The sequence below is a fragment of the Streptomyces sp. NBC_00690 genome (assembly GCF_036226685.1).
In the GTDB taxonomy this organism is placed as follows: Bacteria; Actinomycetota; Actinomycetes; order Streptomycetales; family Streptomycetaceae; genus Streptomyces.
On record NZ_CP109009.1, the window covers coordinates 2,702,663 to 2,719,109 of the forward strand.

16 protein-coding genes and 1 pseudogene are annotated in these 16,447 nt (G+C 70.6%); 10 read left to right on the forward strand and 7 right to left on the reverse strand.

The window, feature by feature from the left end:
* Positions 1-57: 57 nt before the first annotated feature.
* The 3 genes from OID54_RS11935 to OID54_RS11945 are packed head-to-tail and all read left to right on the forward strand — an operon-like array spanning position 58 to position 2,010.
* A complete protein-coding gene (locus OID54_RS11935; RefSeq protein WP_329018021.1) occupies positions 58-219 on the forward strand; it encodes a hypothetical protein in 162 nt (53 codons plus the stop codon).
* A complete protein-coding gene (locus OID54_RS11940; protein WP_329027439.1) occupies positions 216-1,472 on the forward strand; it encodes an arsenic transporter in 1,257 nt (418 codons plus the stop codon). The genes OID54_RS11935 and OID54_RS11940 overlap by 4 nt, the downstream gene beginning before the upstream one ends.
* Positions 1,473-1,512: 40 nt before the next feature.
* Positions 1,513-2,010, forward strand: coding sequence for a universal stress protein (locus OID54_RS11945; protein WP_329018024.1), 498 nt, complete (start codon positions 1,513-1,515; stop codon positions 2,008-2,010).
* A gap of 51 nt (positions 2,011-2,061) precedes the next feature.
* Here OID54_RS11945 and OID54_RS11950 read toward each other — a convergent pair whose 3' ends face one another.
* Genes OID54_RS11950 through OID54_RS11960 form a run of 3 tightly spaced genes read right to left on the reverse strand, consistent with a single transcriptional unit; the run spans position 2,062 to position 4,936 of the window.
* Positions 2,062-3,345, reverse strand: a complete 1,284-nt coding sequence (locus OID54_RS11950) for a bifunctional RNase H/acid phosphatase (RefSeq protein WP_329018027.1) — start codon at positions 3,343-3,345, stop codon at positions 2,062-2,064.
* Positions 3,345-4,088 carry a zinc ribbon domain-containing protein gene (locus OID54_RS11955; protein ID WP_329027441.1) on the reverse strand — a complete coding sequence of 248 codons (744 nt, stop codon included), beginning with the start codon at positions 4,086-4,088 and terminating at the stop codon, positions 3,345-3,347. Before OID54_RS11955 ends, OID54_RS11950 begins: the two co-directional genes overlap by 1 nt.
* The gene (locus OID54_RS11960; protein WP_329018030.1) at positions 4,085-4,936 is read right to left on the reverse strand and encodes a Nif3-like dinuclear metal center hexameric protein; all 852 of its coding nucleotides are present in this window, start codon (positions 4,934-4,936) and stop codon (positions 4,085-4,087) included. The genes OID54_RS11955 and OID54_RS11960 overlap by 4 nt, the downstream gene beginning before the upstream one ends.
* A 492-nt stretch (positions 4,937-5,428) precedes the next feature.
* Between OID54_RS11960 and OID54_RS11965 the strand changes: the two genes are divergently transcribed.
* Positions 5,429-6,643: a hypothetical protein gene (locus OID54_RS11965; protein ID WP_329018033.1), complete on the forward strand. Its 1,215-nt coding sequence runs from the start codon at positions 5,429-5,431 to the stop codon at positions 6,641-6,643.
* A gap of 420 nt (positions 6,644-7,063) precedes the next feature.
* Positions 7,064-7,510: pseudogene (locus OID54_RS11970) on the forward strand (response regulator); the annotation flags it as partial.
* Positions 7,511-7,604: 94 nt separating this feature from the next.
* Here OID54_RS11970 and OID54_RS11975 read toward each other — a convergent pair.
* Positions 7,605-9,038 carry an MFS transporter gene (locus tag OID54_RS11975; protein ID WP_329018037.1) on the reverse strand — a complete coding sequence of 478 codons (1,434 nt, stop codon included), beginning with the start codon at positions 9,036-9,038 and terminating at the stop codon, positions 7,605-7,607.
* 219 nt (positions 9,039-9,257) lie between these two features.
* Between OID54_RS11975 and OID54_RS11980 the strand changes: the two genes are divergently transcribed.
* The 4 genes from OID54_RS11980 to OID54_RS11995 all read left to right on the forward strand — a co-directional run bounded on the left by OID54_RS11980 (position 9,258) and on the right by OID54_RS11995 (position 13,269).
* Positions 9,258-9,929 carry a class I SAM-dependent methyltransferase gene (locus OID54_RS11980; protein WP_329018041.1) on the forward strand — a complete coding sequence of 224 codons (672 nt, stop codon included), beginning with the start codon at positions 9,258-9,260 and terminating at the stop codon, positions 9,927-9,929.
* Positions 9,930-10,098: 169 nt separating this feature from the next.
* Positions 10,099-11,010, forward strand: a complete 912-nt coding sequence (locus OID54_RS11985; protein WP_329027443.1) for an N-acetylmuramoyl-L-alanine amidase — start codon at positions 10,099-10,101, stop codon at positions 11,008-11,010.
* A 312-nt stretch (positions 11,011-11,322) separates the two neighbouring features.
* Positions 11,323-12,144 (forward strand): hypothetical protein, encoded by an 822-nt coding sequence (locus tag OID54_RS11990; RefSeq protein WP_329018043.1) that lies wholly within the window; start codon positions 11,323-11,325, stop codon positions 12,142-12,144.
* A 114-nt stretch (positions 12,145-12,258) separates the two neighbouring features.
* Positions 12,259-13,269 carry an LLM class F420-dependent oxidoreductase gene (locus tag OID54_RS11995; protein WP_329018045.1) on the forward strand — a complete coding sequence of 337 codons (1,011 nt, stop codon included), beginning with the start codon at positions 12,259-12,261 and terminating at the stop codon, positions 13,267-13,269.
* A gap of 108 nt (positions 13,270-13,377) precedes the next feature.
* On the opposite strand, the gene OID54_RS12000 is transcribed toward OID54_RS11995, so the two are convergent.
* Complete coding sequence (locus OID54_RS12000; protein ID WP_329018048.1) at positions 13,378-13,932, reverse strand: hypothetical protein; 555 nt, start codon at positions 13,930-13,932, stop codon at positions 13,378-13,380.
* Positions 13,933-14,194: 262 nt separating this feature from the next.
* On the opposite strand from OID54_RS12000, the gene OID54_RS12005 reads away from it, so the two are divergent.
* Positions 14,195-14,488, forward strand: coding sequence for a hypothetical protein (locus OID54_RS12005; protein WP_329018050.1), 294 nt, complete (start codon positions 14,195-14,197; stop codon positions 14,486-14,488).
* 97 nt (positions 14,489-14,585) lie between these two features.
* Here OID54_RS12005 and OID54_RS12010 read toward each other — a convergent pair whose 3' ends face one another.
* Both OID54_RS12010 and OID54_RS12015 read right to left on the reverse strand, forming a co-directional pair.
* On the reverse strand, positions 14,586-15,662 hold the full coding sequence (locus tag OID54_RS12010) for a prenyltransferase (RefSeq protein ID WP_329018053.1): 1,077 nt from the start codon (positions 15,660-15,662) through the stop codon (positions 14,586-14,588).
* A complete protein-coding gene (locus OID54_RS12015; RefSeq protein WP_329018056.1) occupies positions 15,659-16,390 on the reverse strand; it encodes a class I SAM-dependent methyltransferase in 732 nt (243 codons plus the stop codon). Before OID54_RS12015 ends, OID54_RS12010 begins: the two co-directional genes overlap by 4 nt.
* Positions 16,391-16,447 lie beyond the last annotated feature (57 nt).

Genomic DNA, 16,447 nt, shown 5'->3' on the forward strand with positions numbered 1-16,447 from the left:
CCGACCCCCCGAGGTCGGTCCCGGGTGCCGTCGACCGGCTCTGGAAGACTCCCCTCCATGTCGCAAGCCCCTGCTCCGCGCTCCGGATCGAGCGCCGACCATGACCCCGTGGGACGACGCAGCAGCGAGCGGGGGCCGGTGCCTTCCGTCTTCGATGTGACCGTGCCGGGTGGTGTCTCACCCGCCCGTACCCCCTCCCCGTTCGAGGAACGGCCCTGAGCGGGGCCTGGGCGACCACGCTCTCCGTCCTGCTGCTGGTCGCCGTTCTCATCGCCGCCGTCGTCCGCCCCTGGGGTTGGCCCGAAGCCGTCATCGCCGTCCCCGCGGCGGCCCTCGCGATCGGCACCGGCCTCCTCCCCCTGGATCGGGCGTGGCAGGAGGCCGAACAGCTCGGACCCGTGATCGGGTTCCTCGCCGCCGTACTCGTCCTCGCCCAACTCTGCGACGACGAGGGCCTCTTCCGAGCGTGCGGGGCGTGGATGGCACGCGCCGCACGGGGGCAGCCGCGGCGACTGCTCCCCCAAGTCTTCGTGGTCGCATCGGCGATCACCGCAGTGCTCAGTCTGGACGCCACGGTCGTCCTGCTGACCCCGGTCGTCTTCGCCACCGCCGCCCGGCTGGGAGCTCGACCGACCCCGCACGTCTACGCCTGTACCCATCTGGCCAACACGGCGTCCTTGCTGCTGCCCGTCTCCAATCTCACCAATCTCCTCGCGTTCGCCGCGAGCGGATTGAGCTTCACCCGGTTCGCGGCGCTGATGGCGCTGCCCTGGATCGCGGCGATCGCCGTGGAGTACGTGGTGCTCCGCCGCTTCTTCGCCACCGATCTGGACGCGGGGGCGAACCCTCCCGCGGCCGTGGAGGCTCCTCCGGTGCCGGTGTTCGCGCTGGCCACGGTGGTGGGCACGCTGGCGGGTTTCGTCCTCGCATCGGCGGTCGGCATCGATCCGGCGTGGGCGGCCTGCGCGGGGGCCTCGGTGCTCGCCGTACGGGCCCTCGCGAGGCGTCGCACCACGGTCCGGAAGCTGGTCCGCTCGGCGGCCCTGCCCTTTCTCGCCTTCGTCCTGGCCCTGGGCATCGTGGTTCGCGCGGTCGTCGACCATGGGCTGGCCGATGCCCTCGGCCGGTTGATGCCGGACGGCACCGATCTCGCCGCGCTGTTCGCGATCGCCGCCCTCGCGGCCGTTCTCGCCAATGTCATCAACAACCTCCCCGCGGTCCTGGTGCTGCTGCCGCTCGCCGCACCGATCGGCCCGGGCGCCGTGCTCGCGGTGTTGCTGGGCGTGAACATCGGCCCGAACCTCACCTACGCGGGTTCACTCGCCACGCTGTTGTGGCGGCAGATCGTGCGTGACCACGACAGCGAGGTGGACTTGGGTGAGTTCACCCGGTTGGGACTGCTCGCCGTGCCTGCCACGCTGGTCGTCTCGGTGCTGGCACTGTGGGCCTCGCTGGCGGTCATCGGCGTGTGATCCGCACCGCCCGTACAACGGTCTGCTGCGGAGGTGGGTCATGACCGTGGTCGCCTGGATCGTCGAAGGCACCTGGCCGGCATGTGTGGATGCCGTACGTCGGTACGGGGTCGGCGAGTCGGGGATCGTCCTGTTGCACGTCTCGGGGCCCCAGGTGCCGGGGGTGGCCCGGGGTGCGTACGCCGGGCTGCTGGGGCGGGGCCAGCGTGAGGCAGACCCCGGCGAGCGGGTGGTCGAACTGGCGGCGCAGTCGGCCGACCGGCTGCTGACGGCGGCGGCGCAGCGACTCGCTCTCCCTTGCACCCGACTGGAGCGCACCGGCCGGGTGGAGCGGGAGGTGGTGGAGGCAGCCAGCGGAGCCGAACTGCTTGTGCTGGCCCGGGACGGCGACCTCACCCGTCCGGGGCCGCACAGCCTGGGTCCGGCGAGCCGTTTCGTCGTGGACCACGCGCCCTGCCCGGTGCTGTTGGTCTGGCCCGGGCCGGTCACGGCGGGTCCGGGCGGCCCGCAAGCACCCGGCCCGCCACCGCGGCCATGAGCCACCCGTGCAGGTGGAAGGTGTCAGCCGCGGGGAGATATTAGCCGTGCATCAACCGCGCAGGTGAGAGGTGTCGTTCAGCAGCCGTACGGATGCGTTGCCGTCCGCGTAGTGGGCGACGACGGACACCGATGCCGCCGAGAGTTCCATCCGGAACAACGACTCGGGCGGCGCCCCGAGTGCGAGGCGGACCAGGGTCTTGATCGGTGTGACATGGGTGACCAACAGGACCGTACGCCCGGCGTACCGGGACAGCAGCCGGTCGCGGGTGGACACCGTGCGGCGGGAGACCGCGGCAAAGCTCTCACCGCCTCCCGTCGGGGCGGCCTTCGCGGAGGACAGCCAGGCCGTCAGGTCATCCGGGTACCGCTCCTGCACCTCGGCGAAGGTCAGCCCTTCCCAGGCGCCGAAATCCGTCTCCCGCAGCCCATCCTCGATGTGAACGTCGATGTCCAACCGCTCGGCGACCGCTCGGGCCGTCTCCCGGCAGCGCTGGAGCGGGGAGCTGACGATGTCCTGGACGGTGCCCCTGGCCAGCAGCGCCGATGCCACGGCCTGTGCTTGTCGTCGACCCGCTTCGGAGAGGGCCGGGTCGGTGCCGCCGCTGCCCGAGAAGCGCTTCTGGGGCGTCAGCGCGGTCTCGCCGTGCCGCAACAGGACGAAGGTGGTGGGGGCGCCGAGGTCGGCGGAGGCAGCCCAGCCGACGGGTGGCGGCGCCGGCTCGGCGGCCGGTGCGGTCGCTGTGGCCCCAGTGGGCTCTGTGGGCTCTGTGGGCCCGTCGAGCGTGGCGCCGGTGGTCTCGGGTGCGCGCCCCGACAGGGCCGCACGCGCTTTGGCTGCGCCGGCCGCCGCATCACCCACGACCCTGGCCGGTGTGTCGAGTTCGGCCGTGGAACGCGCGGGCTCCCACTGCCGGCCGGCCTTGCCCGCGTCCATCGCCTCGTTGGCCAAACGGTCCGCGTGCTTGTTCTGCGCCCGCGGAATCCACTCGTAGGTGACGGCCGACCGCGGAAAGACGCCGGCCGCCTCGGCGGCCAGCGGCTTCATGTCGGGGTGCTTGATCTTCCAGCGCCCCGACATCTGCTCGACGACCAGTTTGGAGTCCATCCGAACGTGGACGGCGGCATCAGGCGCCAAGGCGTGCGCGGCCCGCAGACCGGCGATCAGACCGCGGTACTCGGCGACGTTGTTCGTCGCCACCCCGATGTACTCGGCCGCCTCGGCCAGCGTCTCGCCGGTGCTCGCATCGATCACCGCTGCACCGTAGCCGGCCGGTCCCGGATTGCCCCGGGAGCCGCCGTCGGCCTCGACGACGAACTTCCGTACGGCGGTCACTACAGCCCCGACTCCTGGGTGCGGATCAGAATCCGACGGCAGTTCTCGCAGCGCAGCACCGAATCGCGGGGTGCGGCGCGCACCTCGTTGACCTCGGTGATGTTCAGCTCCAACTGGCAGCCCTCGCAGCGGCGCTGGAAGAGGCGTGCCGCGCCCACTCCGCCCTGCTGGACCCGGAGCTTCTCGTACAGCTTCAGCAGATCGGCCGGGACGACGGCCGAGATGGTCTCGCGCTCCTTCGTCGCCGCCGCGGCTTCGTCGTCCAACTCCTGTGTGGCGCTGTCCCGGCGGGCGGTGGCGAGGTCGGCCTTGGCCTGCACGGAGGCGACGCGCTCGGTCAGCTCCTTGACCCGCTCCTGCGCCGCCTCACGGCGCTCCATCACATCGAGGACGATGTCCTCCAGGTCGCCCTGGCGCTTGGCGAGGGAGACGATCTCGCGCTGGAGGCTCTCCAGGTCCTTGGGGGAGCTGACCGCGCCGGAGTCCAACCGCTGCTGGTCGCGTACGGCGCGCTGGCGCACCTGGTCCACGTCCTGCTCGGCCTTCGTCTGCTCGCGGGCGGTGTCGCTCTCCTGCGTCTGCGCCGCGACGAGCAGGTCGCGCAGCTGGGTGACGTCCTTGGTGAGCGAGTCGATCTCGGCGTGCTCCGGCAGCGACTGCCGCTTGTGGGCGAGCTGCGACAGTCGTACGTCGAGGGCCTGGACGTCGAGGAGTCGGATCTGGTCGGCGGGCGCGGCGTTCAGTTGGGGGCTCCAGGAGAAGAGAGACGTGAAGAGAGTTGAGAGGTCCAGGGGTCGGTGACCGTGCGCGAGACATGGACCCGAAGGTTCCAACCGTGTCGGTCGGAGATCTCGTCGAGCTGGCTGGCCGCAAGTTCGCACCAGGGCCATTCGGTGGCCCAGTGTGCGGCATCCACCAGGCCCAGCGGGGAGCGCTGGGTGGCTTCGGAGACCGGATGGTGACGCAGATCGGCGGTGAGGAAGGCGTCCACGCCTGCTGACCTCACCATGTCGAAGAGGCTGTCGCCCGAGCCGCCGCTCACGGCGACCGTGTGCACGACGGCGTCCGGGTCACCCGCGAAGCGGATTCCCTGGGCGGTGGCGGGCAGTCGCTCGGCGGCCCTGGCGGCGAACTCCGCCAGGGTCTGGGGGTGGTCCAGCTCACAGATGCGGCCGAGCCCGCGGCGCCCGGAGGCATCGGTGGGATCGGGCACCAGGGGGCGCACGACCCGTAGGTCGAGGGCGCCCGCGAGGGCGTCGGAGACACCGGGGTCCGCGGTGTCGGCATTGGTGTGCGCGACGTGCAGGGCGATGTCGTTCTTGATCAGGCTGTGGATGACACGGCCCTTGAAGTGGTCGGCGGCGACCGTCGTCGTACCGCGCAGATAGAGCGGGTGATGGGTGACGATCAACTGGGCCCCGATGTCGACCGCCTCGTCCGCGATCTCCTGGACCGGGTCGACGGCGAACAGCACCCGCTGCACCTGTGCGCCGGGGTCACCGCAGACGGTGCCGACGGCGTCCCACTGCTCGGCCCGCGCGGGTGGCCACAGGGCGTCGAGGGCGTCGATGACTTCAGAGAGGCGGGGCACGCAGACAGGTTACCCGCGCCGGGTGCGGCCCTGGTTCCTGAGCGCTGGAGAGCGGCGGGAGGACGGCGGGTGCATCGCCCACGGCGGAGGGCTGCGCCCATCGTCGTCCTTCGTCGTCTTCGTCGTCTTCGTCGGCGCCGTCGGGCCCGGGCTGAGGGGAGACCGTCGGACGCTGGCGGGCCAGGACGCATCAGATCGGGTTCGCGTTCGGTTCGGGAACGGACCTTCGGACCGTCGAAAAAGCGCTGGGCCCTCTCCTCGAAGCCCTTCGGACCTGGGGCGAAGCCCCCAGGAGGGCCGTGGACAGCGGGCTGTGGAGAGTGGGCAGCGGCCGGGGCGACATTCGGAGGCATCCAGACGCCGCCCGAGCACAAACGGTTCCGCAGGCATCGGCGATTCGCCTTCCCACCATCCATTTGTGTGAACGAGGAGGACTCGTGAGGTTCGGTTGGGCGTGCGAAATCTAGCTTCGTGACCGGAGGTGACGAACCGATGACAGCCTGTGCCATCGAGTCCGCCGCGCGGGACACGGCGCCGGAAGCAATTCGTACGCGAGCGGCGTCGAGCGCGTTCACGATCACGGCGAACGGCGCCTACGGGGCGCGGCTGGCGGGGGCGGGTGAGGCCCTGTTCCCCGAGCGATGGACGCTCCGGGGGTCCGCGCCGCACGCCGTACCGCTGCCGCTGGCCCAGCCCGAGGAGGCGGGTACCGACCTTCAGCCGCTCGCCGACGGGAGGGTGCTGATCCGGCGACCTGTGGCCGGGCGGCATCTCTTCTCGCTGCTGTATCCCGCGGGTCCGGGAACGGGAGAGCTTCCCATCGGCGGGATCGAGACGCCCGACCTCGTACTGCTTCCGCCCGCGCCCGACGGCCGCAGCGTCTATGCGATCGCCCCCGGGGAACGGGTCTCCGCGATCTGGCTGGTGACGGACGGCGCCTTCGGTCCCGAGCAGTTGGCCGTCGTACCGGGACACTGCTCGGGAGGGGTGTGGCTGGACCGCGAAGGGCGCATGCTGGCCCTCGATCGCCGGTTGGACGGGGGTCCGCGCAAGTCGATCGCCGTGGACCTGCGGCGCCGCGGCGAAGTGATGCCGCTGCTCCAGGTCGCCGACGGCAGCGAGGACCGGTTGCTCCTGGCCGACGCGGACAGCGGACTGCTGCTGATCCGGTCGGACGCGCCGGGACGGGACCGGCTCGGGTGGGGCGTGTGGGGAAGCGGGCTGCCGATCCGATTCCCCAAGTCCCTACAGCCGACGGATCCCGCAGTGACCGTGACCCCCTTCGCCCTCCAGTCGGGGCGGTCGCTGGCGCCGGAGCGTTGCGCGGTGGCGTTGTGCGTCCGGGGCGGCGACGGCAGTGCACACCTCGGGGTCTGGCGGCCCGAGGGGCGCCGACTCCACCAACGGCCAGGGCCTGACGGCTGGCTGACCGGTGCGGGGTGGTGGGACCCGAACGGCGTGCTGGGGCTACCGGTGGTGACCCCGGCGATGCCGTGCGCCATCGCCCGGATCGGCACGGCGAGCGTCTTCACCGACGGCCGGCGCACGATGGTCGAGGCGCTCGACAGCGATCTGCGGAACGCGGACGCCGGAGGGGTCGCGCAAGCCCCGTCCAGCACCGGCCGTGGAGTCCCGGGCGCACCGGACGGCTACCGACCGATCCCGTTGCAGCAGGCACCGCTCGGTGGACGCATCGGTCCTGGTTAGACTTTTCGCCCTCAAAGTCATTCAGCGACTACAACGGGGGGCAGTCCCACATGTCTAAAGCCGGAACCGACACGATCGAGACGCCTGCGCACGAGGCGACGGAGTCTGCGGCCAACGGCGCTGGAAAGCACCGGGGGGTGGCGGCTGCTGCGGAGGACTCCGCAGCAGAACCGCATGGCAAGCACCGCCGCCAGGGGTCATCGGGCGCGGCGACGAGCTGACGAGGAATGAGGGCCCTCGACCAGGGCCCTTCGGCTGGAACCGGTTTCCCCCGCTGCTCCGGCGCGGGGGAACCGGACCCGGTTCTGCGTGGTCTCGGCACTGGGGTCTCGGCGGCGACGTGCGTGTTCGCTGCGTGATGCCGGAGGCGTCCTCCCAGGTCGCGGACGTTTCCGCACCTACGATGACGCCGTGGAAGAGATGCCGCGGGACCATCGCCCCGCCCCCTCGTTGCGCATCCTGCTCGCCGAGGACGACAGCGGGCAGCACGGCGCACTCGCACTGCTCCTCGGGCTGGTGCCGGAGTTCCATGTGATCGCCGAGGTGGGACGCGGTGACGAGGTGGTCCGGACGGCGCTGGAGACCCGGCCCGACATCGCCCTGCTGGAGGTCGAACTCCCCGGGCTGAACGGGCTGGACGCCGCAGCGGCACTGCGGGAAGAGGTACCGGAGTGCCGAGTGGTGATCCTGGCGACCTCATCCCGTCCCGGCCAGTTGCGCCGGGCACTCGACGCCGGGGTGTCGGGCTTCGTGGTGAAGGACGGCCCGGTGGACGACTTGGCACGGACGGTGCGCAGGGTGCTCACCGGCGAGGTGGTCATCGATCCGGCGTTGGCGAAAGGCGAGTTGGACGGGGAGCCGCAACCCTGACCGCCCGTCGCTGCCGACCCCTGCTGGGGTCCCCGCGCACCGCCCGGGAGTATGTGCATGGCCCCCGGCCGGGCACTGCCCGCGCAGGACGTCAGTTGGCGTCCGCGCGGCGCGGCAGCCACAGCGCCATCAGCGCGGCTCCGACGAGCAGCAGTCCGGCGCCCACCCGGAAGGCGAGCGCGTACCCGTCGGTCAGATCGGTCGCAGCCGTACTGTCCCCGGTGCGTGACGCAGCGACCGTCGAGAAGATCGCCAGGCCCAGTGCGCCGCCCATCGTGCGCGAGGTGTTGATCAGCCCGGAGACCAGACCGGCGTCCCCTGGCCCCGCCCCCGCCATCGCCAGCGCGGCGAGCGGGGTGGCCGACAGGCCGATGCCCATCATCATCAGCACACCAGGAATCATGATCGCCATGAAGTAGCCGCCGTCGGCGGTCATCGTCGACTGCCAGCCGAGACCCGTCGCGGCCACCAGGGCACCGATCACGGCGATGTTCGCCGCTCCGGCCCGGTGCATCAGCCGGGGCGCGAGGGTTGAGCCGACCACCACGGCGATCGAGCTGGGAATGAGGGCCAACCCCGCTTTCAGGGGTGAGTAGTCCAGGACGTTCTGGGCGTACATCGTCATAAAGAACCACATGGTGAACGACGCCGAGCCGATGATCATCATCGTGACGTTGGCCGCGGTGACCGCTCGTGACCGGAACACCTTCAACGGCATCAGCGGGACGGCGGTCCTGGCCTCCACCAGTGCGAACACTCCCAACACCACGAGACCGCCCAGCAGGGGCAGCAGCGTCTCGACGGAGATCCAACCGACTTCCTCGGTCTGGACGATCCCGTAGGCGACCGCTGCCAGTCCGGCGGTCACCAGGACCGCGCCGGGCAGATCGAGACGACGGCTCACGCTCTCCCGGCTCTCCGTGAGCCAGAAGACGGCGCCGGCGATGACGAGTGCCCCCACCGGCACATTGATGAGGAGCACCCAGCGCCAGGAGAGCAGATCGGTGAGCGCCCCGCCCACGAACCCACCGGCCGCGCCGCCTGCGGCGCCCACGGCCGACCAGGTGCCGATCGCCCGTGTCCTGGCGGGCCCCGCGGGGACGGCCGAGGTCACGATGGTGAGGGTGGCGGGTGCGAGCACCGCAGCGCCGAGGCCCTGGACGCCGCGGGCGGCGAGCAACTGCCATCCCTCCTGGGCCAGTCCACCGGCAAGGGAGGCGACGGTGAAGAGACCGAGGCCGAAGAGGAAGGTTCGCTTGCGCCCGAAGATGTCGGCGGCCCGACCGCCGATGAGCATGAATCCGGCGAACGCGATGGCGTAGGCGTTGAGCACCCACTGCAGGCCGGCGGTGGAGAGCCCGAGGTCGGCGCGCATGGACGGGAGGGCCACATTGACGACCGAGACGTCGAGGACGACGAGGAACTGCCCGGCGCAGGCGGCGAAGAGGACGAGCAGGGTGCGCGTGGTGCGGGGGGTGGGGGTGGATATGCGGGTCTGCTGGATGTCTGTGGGGGCTGGGGCCATGGATGCCATGGTCCCAGCCGCCGGACGGCCGGCACATCCGGATTTCGGTGGACCCTGGCGGCAGGCGTCAGAGTCGGCCTTGAGCCACGGCGCCTCGTACCGAACGCCCACGGACCACCGCCCGCGAGCCCGTGCAGGTGCCGCCCGCGTGCTCTTCCGGACGGGCGATACGGCAGCATGAGCGCCAGAACACCCGTACGACCAGGAGGATCCTCACCCATGCCCGCCGCCGCACCCGCGCAGGACCCCGCTGCCGCACCCGCGCAGGACATCCTCGCCGCCTTCGTCGGCACCAAGGGGTTCATGCCCGTCTCCGAGGGGCTGGCACTGTACGAGGCCGCGACGGAGGCGGGAGCGCTCGGGCTGCCCCTGTTGGAGGTCGGGACCTACTGCGGGCGCTCGACCATCCTGCTCGCCGCCGCGGCGCGGGCGGCCGGGGTCACGGCCGTCACCGTCGACCACCACCGGGGCAGCGAGGAGCAGCAGCCGGGCTGGGAGTACCACGACCCTTCGGTCGTCGATCCCGAACTGGGCCGGATGGACACCCTGCCGACGTTCCGTCGGGCGTTGCACCTAGCCGGACTGGAGGAGCACGTGGTAGCGGTGGTCGGCCGTTCCCCGCAGGTGGCACGGTTGTGGGGGACCCCGCTCGGGTTGGTCTTCATCGACGGCGGACACACCGACGAGCACGCGGGCGGCGACTACGACGGCTGGGCGCCGCACCTCGCGGACGGCGGGCTGCTGGTGATCCACGATGTCTTCCCCGATCCCGCGGACGGTGGACAGGCGCCGTATCGGGTGTACTGCCGTGCGGTGGCGTCGGGAGGGTTCACCGAGGTCTCGGTGACGGAGTCGCTGCGGGTCCTGCGTCGCACCGGCCCGCTCGGCTGACCTGCCGCAAAACCGCACTTCCCTCCTTCAGGACGCCACGGCACCGGGAGCCCCCGAACCGGCCCGGCCGGCGTCCGACGCGCCCACGACATCCCGTCGAACCGGACGGAACCGTCAAAGAGGCCCTACGATCGCCGACGTGCCGCACGACGAGACCGCAGCAACGCCCATGCCGGCCGCCCCCGGGCGCCGCCGGCCTTCCGGAGTCCTGATCGCCCTCGCCCTCAGCATCGTCGCCCTGCTGGCGGGTTCGCTGACGGGCTGGCTGTTGTCGCGGTCCACGGGCGAACCGTCCGACGCGAAGGGGCCGTCGGCGGGCGTCGCATCCGGGTCCCCGGCACCGTCACCGAGTGGTCGGACGGCCGACGCCGAAGCACCGTCGGCACCGAGCAGCCGCGAGGCGCGCGGCAGCCTCGCCGGCAAGACCGTGGTCATCGACCCGGGGCACAATCCCGGCAACTTCCGGCATCCCGAGGAGATCGGGCGGCTGGTCGACGCGGGAACCCATCGCAAGGAATGCGACACCACCGGCACCTCCACCAACAACGGCTACACGGAGGCCGAGTTCACCCGGGATGTGTCACAACGGCTGCGCAAGCTGTTGGAACGACAGGGCGCCCGCGTCTCCTTCACCCATGACGGCGACCGCCCCTTCGGTCCCTGTGTGGACGAACGGGCCCGCCGCGGCAACGAGGCGAAGGCGGACGCCGTCATCTCGGTCCACGCCGACGGCTCCGGCAGGGGCAATCGCGGCTTCCATATGATCCTGCCCGGTCCGGTCACCACCGGCTCGGCCGACACCACGGGGATCATCGGCCCCTCCCGGGAGCTGGGCGAGCGCATCGCCGACGGCTTCGCCCGTACGACCGGCAGCGCCCGCTCGAACTACGTCGGCAACGGCAGCGGTCTGCACGTCCGTACGGATCTCGGCGGGCTCAATCTGTCCACCGTGCCGAAAGTCTTCATCGAGTGCGGCAACATGCGGGACGCCCAGGACGCAGCCCTGCTGACCAGCCCCCGCTGGCGGCAGTCGGCCGCGCGGGGCATCGCCTCGGGACTCCAGGACTTCTTGGTGAAATGAGCAGCTCAGCCGGGGTGCACTGCGCTCCGGACCGCCGTGGGCACACCGGGTTCGGCGAGTTGTTCGCAGCCACCACAGGGGTGTTCGATCCACTGTTCCATCGCACCGGTCGCGGATTCCGATAGCGTCTCGATCAGGCCGCTGATCAGAGGCGGGTGCCATCACCTGGCAGACGTCCTGATCGGGCAGACGATAGATTCACCCTACGATGGCACGTCACCCCCGAGCCATGTGCTGCACAAACCTCCTCCAGCGGCAGCGATGACCGCCCGTTGAGATGACCGACAGACGACCGACAAAGGACTTCGTTACGTGAACATCCGCTCCCTCACACGAGGCGATGGCGTGGTGATCGGAGCAGCGGTACTGCTGTTCATCGCCTCGTTCCTCAGCACGTTCGACTGCGAGGCCACGTGCGGAGAGATTTCCGCCTGGGACAGCGGGTCCCTGCTCCTCAGCGTCTATCTGGCCGGCATCATCAGTGCGGCGCTGATCGTCCTCTCCCATCTGTTGCCCCGGCCGCCGAAGGTCCTCGGTCTGGAACTCGGCCAGATCGGACTCGTACTGGCCGTCTTCACCGCCTGGTCCGCGCTCGGTGCGATCTTCGACCCGGCCGGTTCCCTGAGCGACGGCGGGATCTCCTTCGACGCGGGCGCGGGCCTGATCATCGGCTTCATCGCCGCACTGGTACTGGCCGCGGGTGCGGTCGGCAACCAGCTGATCGGCGCGCTCAAGGCTCCGCTGATCGGCGCCCCGCGGCCGGCGGCCCCCGCAGCGCCCTACAGCGGTCAGCCGCAGGCCGGTTACGGCTACCCGGGAGCCCAGCAGCAGCCCTACCCCCAGCAGGGTCAGCCGCAGCAGCCCCAGCAGCAGGGCCAGCAGCCCTCATACGGTGGACAGCCGCAGCACGGACCCGCCGCGGCCCAGGGCGGGGGCGACTTCGCTCCGTTCTGGTTCGCGGTGCCGGTGGCCCGTCCGCTGTACGGCGAGGACGGCTCGCCCACCCCGATCGCGGAACTCGCGCCGGGCACCTGGTACCTGGCCGTCGACCAGCGCGGCCAGGGTCTGATCGCCCAGACCCAGGACGGCCGCCGCGGTCTGCTCCAGGACACCACGGGCATCCAGCGCGGCTGAGCCCCGAACACCGATGGCCCTCCGCCCCGCAAGGGGTGGAGGGCCATTGCCGTTCTCCAACCGCTGACATAGCCTGACGCCTCGTCAAAAACCCTTGTGGGTAGCGGAGGTGCCATGCGACTGGGACTCGCTCTCGGCCATTGGGGCCGTGGACCGACCCCCGGCCATCTCGATCTCGCCCGCGAGGCCGAACGCATCGGCTACCACTCGGTGTGGACGGGCGAGACTTGGGGCTCCGACGCATTCACACCACTGGTCTGGATCGCCGCCCACACCTCACGCATCCATCTGGGCACCGCGGTCGCCCAGATGGCGGCCCGCACCCCCGTCGCGACCGCGATGCACGCGCTCACCCTGGACCACCTCTCGGGCGGACGCATGATGCTCGGTCTTGGTCTGTCGCAACCCCCGGTGGTGGAGGGCTGGTACGGACGCCCCTTCCCGGCAAGTCCGCTGGCTGCGGCGAGGGAGTACGTGGAAATCGTCCGCCAGGTGCTGCGACGGGAGGCCCCGGTGGAGCTCGACGGCCGCTACCACCGCCATCCCCACCCCGGCGAGGACGGCACGGTCCGGGCAGAGCCCCTGAAGTCGATCACTCATCCGCTCCGTGCCGACCTTCCGATCCTGCTCGGCGCGGAGGGCCCGAAGAACGTCGCACAGACGACCCGCATCGCGGACGGCTGGCTTCCGCTGTACTGGTCGCCGCTCCGCACCGATGTGCACAAGGAGGCGCTGACCGGCTTAGCCAAGGGTTTCACCGTCGCCCCGATGGCCCGTGCACAGGTCTGCGACGACATCTCGGAAGGGCTCCTCCCGGTCAAGGCGATGCTCGGTTCCTATCTCGGCGGCACCGGTCACACCACCGGTGCCTTCCACGCCGATCTGATGGCGCGCATGGGGTACGAGTCAGAGGCGCGGCACATCCAGGCCCTGTTCGCCCAGGGACGCCGTCGGGAAGCGGTCCTCGCGGTGCCGGACGCCTTCGCGGACGAGATATCGCTCGTCGGGCCGCGGGAACGCATCGCCGAGCGGCTTGAGTTGTGGCGTTCCGGCCCGGTGACGGACCTGCTGCTCACCTCGCCCGACCTCCAGACGCTGCGGGTGATGGCGGAGTTGGTGCTCTGAGCCCCGCAGGAGCCGGCCGGGTGCTCCACACTGCGTCCGATCGAACGAGTACCCCAAGCCGGCGCCGTACGGCACGGACCGCAGGGCAGCCCCGATCCGTGCGGCAGGTCAGCCGCCCCCGAGCTGGGAGAGGTTCGGCACCTTCTCGGTGACCTTCACCCCCGCGTCCTGGCCCGCCTTCTTCACATCGTTGATGACGTCCTGGAAGGCGTTGATGTCGGTGGCGCTCGCATCGCCGTCCCGGATCTTGGTTCCCAGGTTCTTGAGCGAGTCGATGCCGGCAGTCAGGGGGGCGACGGCCTTGGCCAGCAGTTCATCGCCCTTGGCATTGTTCACCGCGGCCTGCAACCGGTTGTATGCGAAGGCTCCTGCCAGCCCGGCCTTCACCAACGTGAAAGTGCGGCCGTCCGCTCCCTTGGCGAACCTTCCGTCGCGGTAGGGCTTGACGATCCACTGGTAGATCGCACCCGCCGCGAGTGAGGCGTTCGCGACGAACTTGGTCTTGGCGTACTTCTGCGCCTGTGTCGAGCTGGTGGAGCTGGGTGATGTCGACGCCGAGGACGAACCGGAGCCGTTGTCGTCACCGCAGGCCACGGCCCCGCCCAGCAGTGCGACGCACAGCACCAGCGCGGCCAGGGCGCGGCGTACCGGATGTCGGAACACGGCAGACCTCCCTGAGGGACTGTTCTGGCAGCGTCACCCGATCGGCCGCATTCCGCCACTCGGGCGAGCCCGTGCGGGTGACCTCCAGGTGCCCGCCCCGGGCGGGCAGGGCATGTACGCAGACAAGAGCAGCGGCCTGGACAGGGGCCTGGGCTGACCCGGCCGGAGACACACGGTCCGGGCAAGGGAGGCCAAGGGGAGGCCAGGGGGGACATGACAAGAAGGCGGGTTTCACAGGCGCACAAGCGGCAACACGAGGGCTATGAGTCCTCGTCATCGCAGTGGAACCCACCAGGCCGCGACGGTCATAGCGATCGTCGCGGATGTCATGGCCCTGATCCTGGGGTTGTGGATCTTGATGTATCTCCTGGACGCCAACCGGGCCAACGACCTGGTCGCGTTCGTCCAGGACACCGCCCGCTGGCTGGCGGGCTGGTCGTACGACCTGTTCACCTTCGACGCCGCTTGGGCGCGCGTGGTCGCCGGGTACGGTCTGGCCGCGGTTGTGTACCTGTTCATCGGGCACGCCGTCGCCGGAAGCCTGCGCCGCCGCTGAGCCGTCCGGTGCCCGCCCGGCCGGGTGGGCACCGGAAGCCAGGCCGTGTCCGACACACCCCCGCCCGGTCTTCGGGCGGACGGGATGTCGGCACCACCTAGCAGCAGTCCGGAGCCAGCCCCCGCGGCAGTCGTTCCCCACCGAAGACCGCGGTGGTCGCCTCATCTCCCCCGAGGGCGGCCACCGCCAACAGCAGTGAGCCGGCCGTCCAGGTGGTCCGTTCCTCGGGCCACATCGCGCGGTTGCCCTCGAAGACGTAACCCGTCCAGTACATCCCGTCGTCCGCCCGCAGGTGCGCTATCGACTGGAGGACGTCCAACGCCCGGTCGGACTCCCCCATCGCCCAGAGCGCCAGGGCCAGTTCACAGCTCTCGCCGCCGGTGACCCACGGATTGGGCAGCACGCACCGCACCCCGAGTCCTGGCACCACGAATTCGTCCCAGCGCTCGGCGATCCGTGCGGTGGCCCGGGCGCCCGTGACCGCGCCGCCCAGGATCGGGTAGTACCAGTCCATGGAGTAGTGGCTCTTGTCGAGGAAGCGCTCGGGGTGGTGGTCTATCGCGTGTTCCAGGGCGCCGGTCGCCAACTCCCAGTCCGGCTGGGGTTCTTCCCGCTCATCGGCGATCGCCAGCGCACAGCGCAGCGCGTGGTGGATCGAGGAACTGCCCGTCAGGAGTGCGTCCGTGACCGGCGCCCCTCCCGCCTCCGGCGCTTCACGCTTCCAGCCGATCTGACCGCCCGGCAACTGGTGCAGCAGCACGAACTCGACCGACGCGTAGACCATCGGCCACATGCGGTCCAAGAAGCCCTCGTCCCCGGTGGCGAGGTAGTGGTGCCAGACGCCGACGGTGGGATAGGCGCAGAAGTTGGTTTCCCGGGACCGGTCGACGGGCTGCTCCGCATCGCCGTCCCGGTAGGCCGCGTACCAGGAGCCGTCCTGGTTCTGGTGCCGCTGGAGCCATCCGTACGCCCGTGCCGCGGCCTCGTGCTCACCGGCCGCGTCCAGCGCCATGGCGGCTTCGGTGTGGTCCCACGGGTCGAGGTGGTGCCCGGGGAACCAGGGGATCGCGCCGTCCTCGCGTTGGATGGCGCGCACGCCCGCAACGGTCGCATCCGCCTGCTCGGCCGTGAGCACCCCGGGCAGGACGAGGTGTTCGGTCCGAGGGGTGGTCATGCCGTGGTCCGGGGCAGTTGGGGCTTGGTCGCGTAGGCCACGAAACTCTTGCCGATCAGTGGGTTGAGCGCCTGCTCGGCCAGCCGGGTCGCCAGCGGTTTCTTCATGATGTCCCACACGAGGAGCTTGTGATACGCCTTCACCGGCAGGACCTGGTCGTTGTCCACGCCGAAGGCGCACTTCAGCCACCAGTAGGGGCTGTGCAGCGCATGGGCGTGATGGGTGCCGTAGGTGACCAACCCGGCTTCCTCGATCCGGGCCAGCAGTTCATCGGCCTTGTAGATGCGGATGTGTCCGCCCTCAACCTCGTGGTAGGCATCGCTGAGGGTCCAGCAGATCTTCTCGGGGCCATAGCGGGGGACGGTGATCGCGATCCGCCCGCCCGGTTTGAGGACGCGGACCATCTCGGCCAGTACGCCCTTGTCGTCGTGGATGTGTTCCATCACTTCGGAGATGATCACGACGTCGAAGGTGGCGTCGGGGAAGGGCAGTTGGAGCGCGTCCCCTTCCATCGCGGTGGCGGTGGCGCCCGCGGGTGCCTCCCCCGCCTCCTTCATCGCGGCGAACCAGGTGGCGACCTCGCGGATCTCCTCGCCGTTGCGGTCGACCGCCACGACCTGTGCGCCCCTGCGGTAGCACTCGAAGGCGTGCCGGCCGGCGCCGCAGCCGAGGTCGAGCACGCGGTCGCCCGCAGCGAGGGGGAACCGGGAGAAGTCGACGGTCAGCACGGAATCCAGCCTTCGCGGTCGAGAGGGGTCAGTGGCGGCAAGGACGGCAGAAACGGC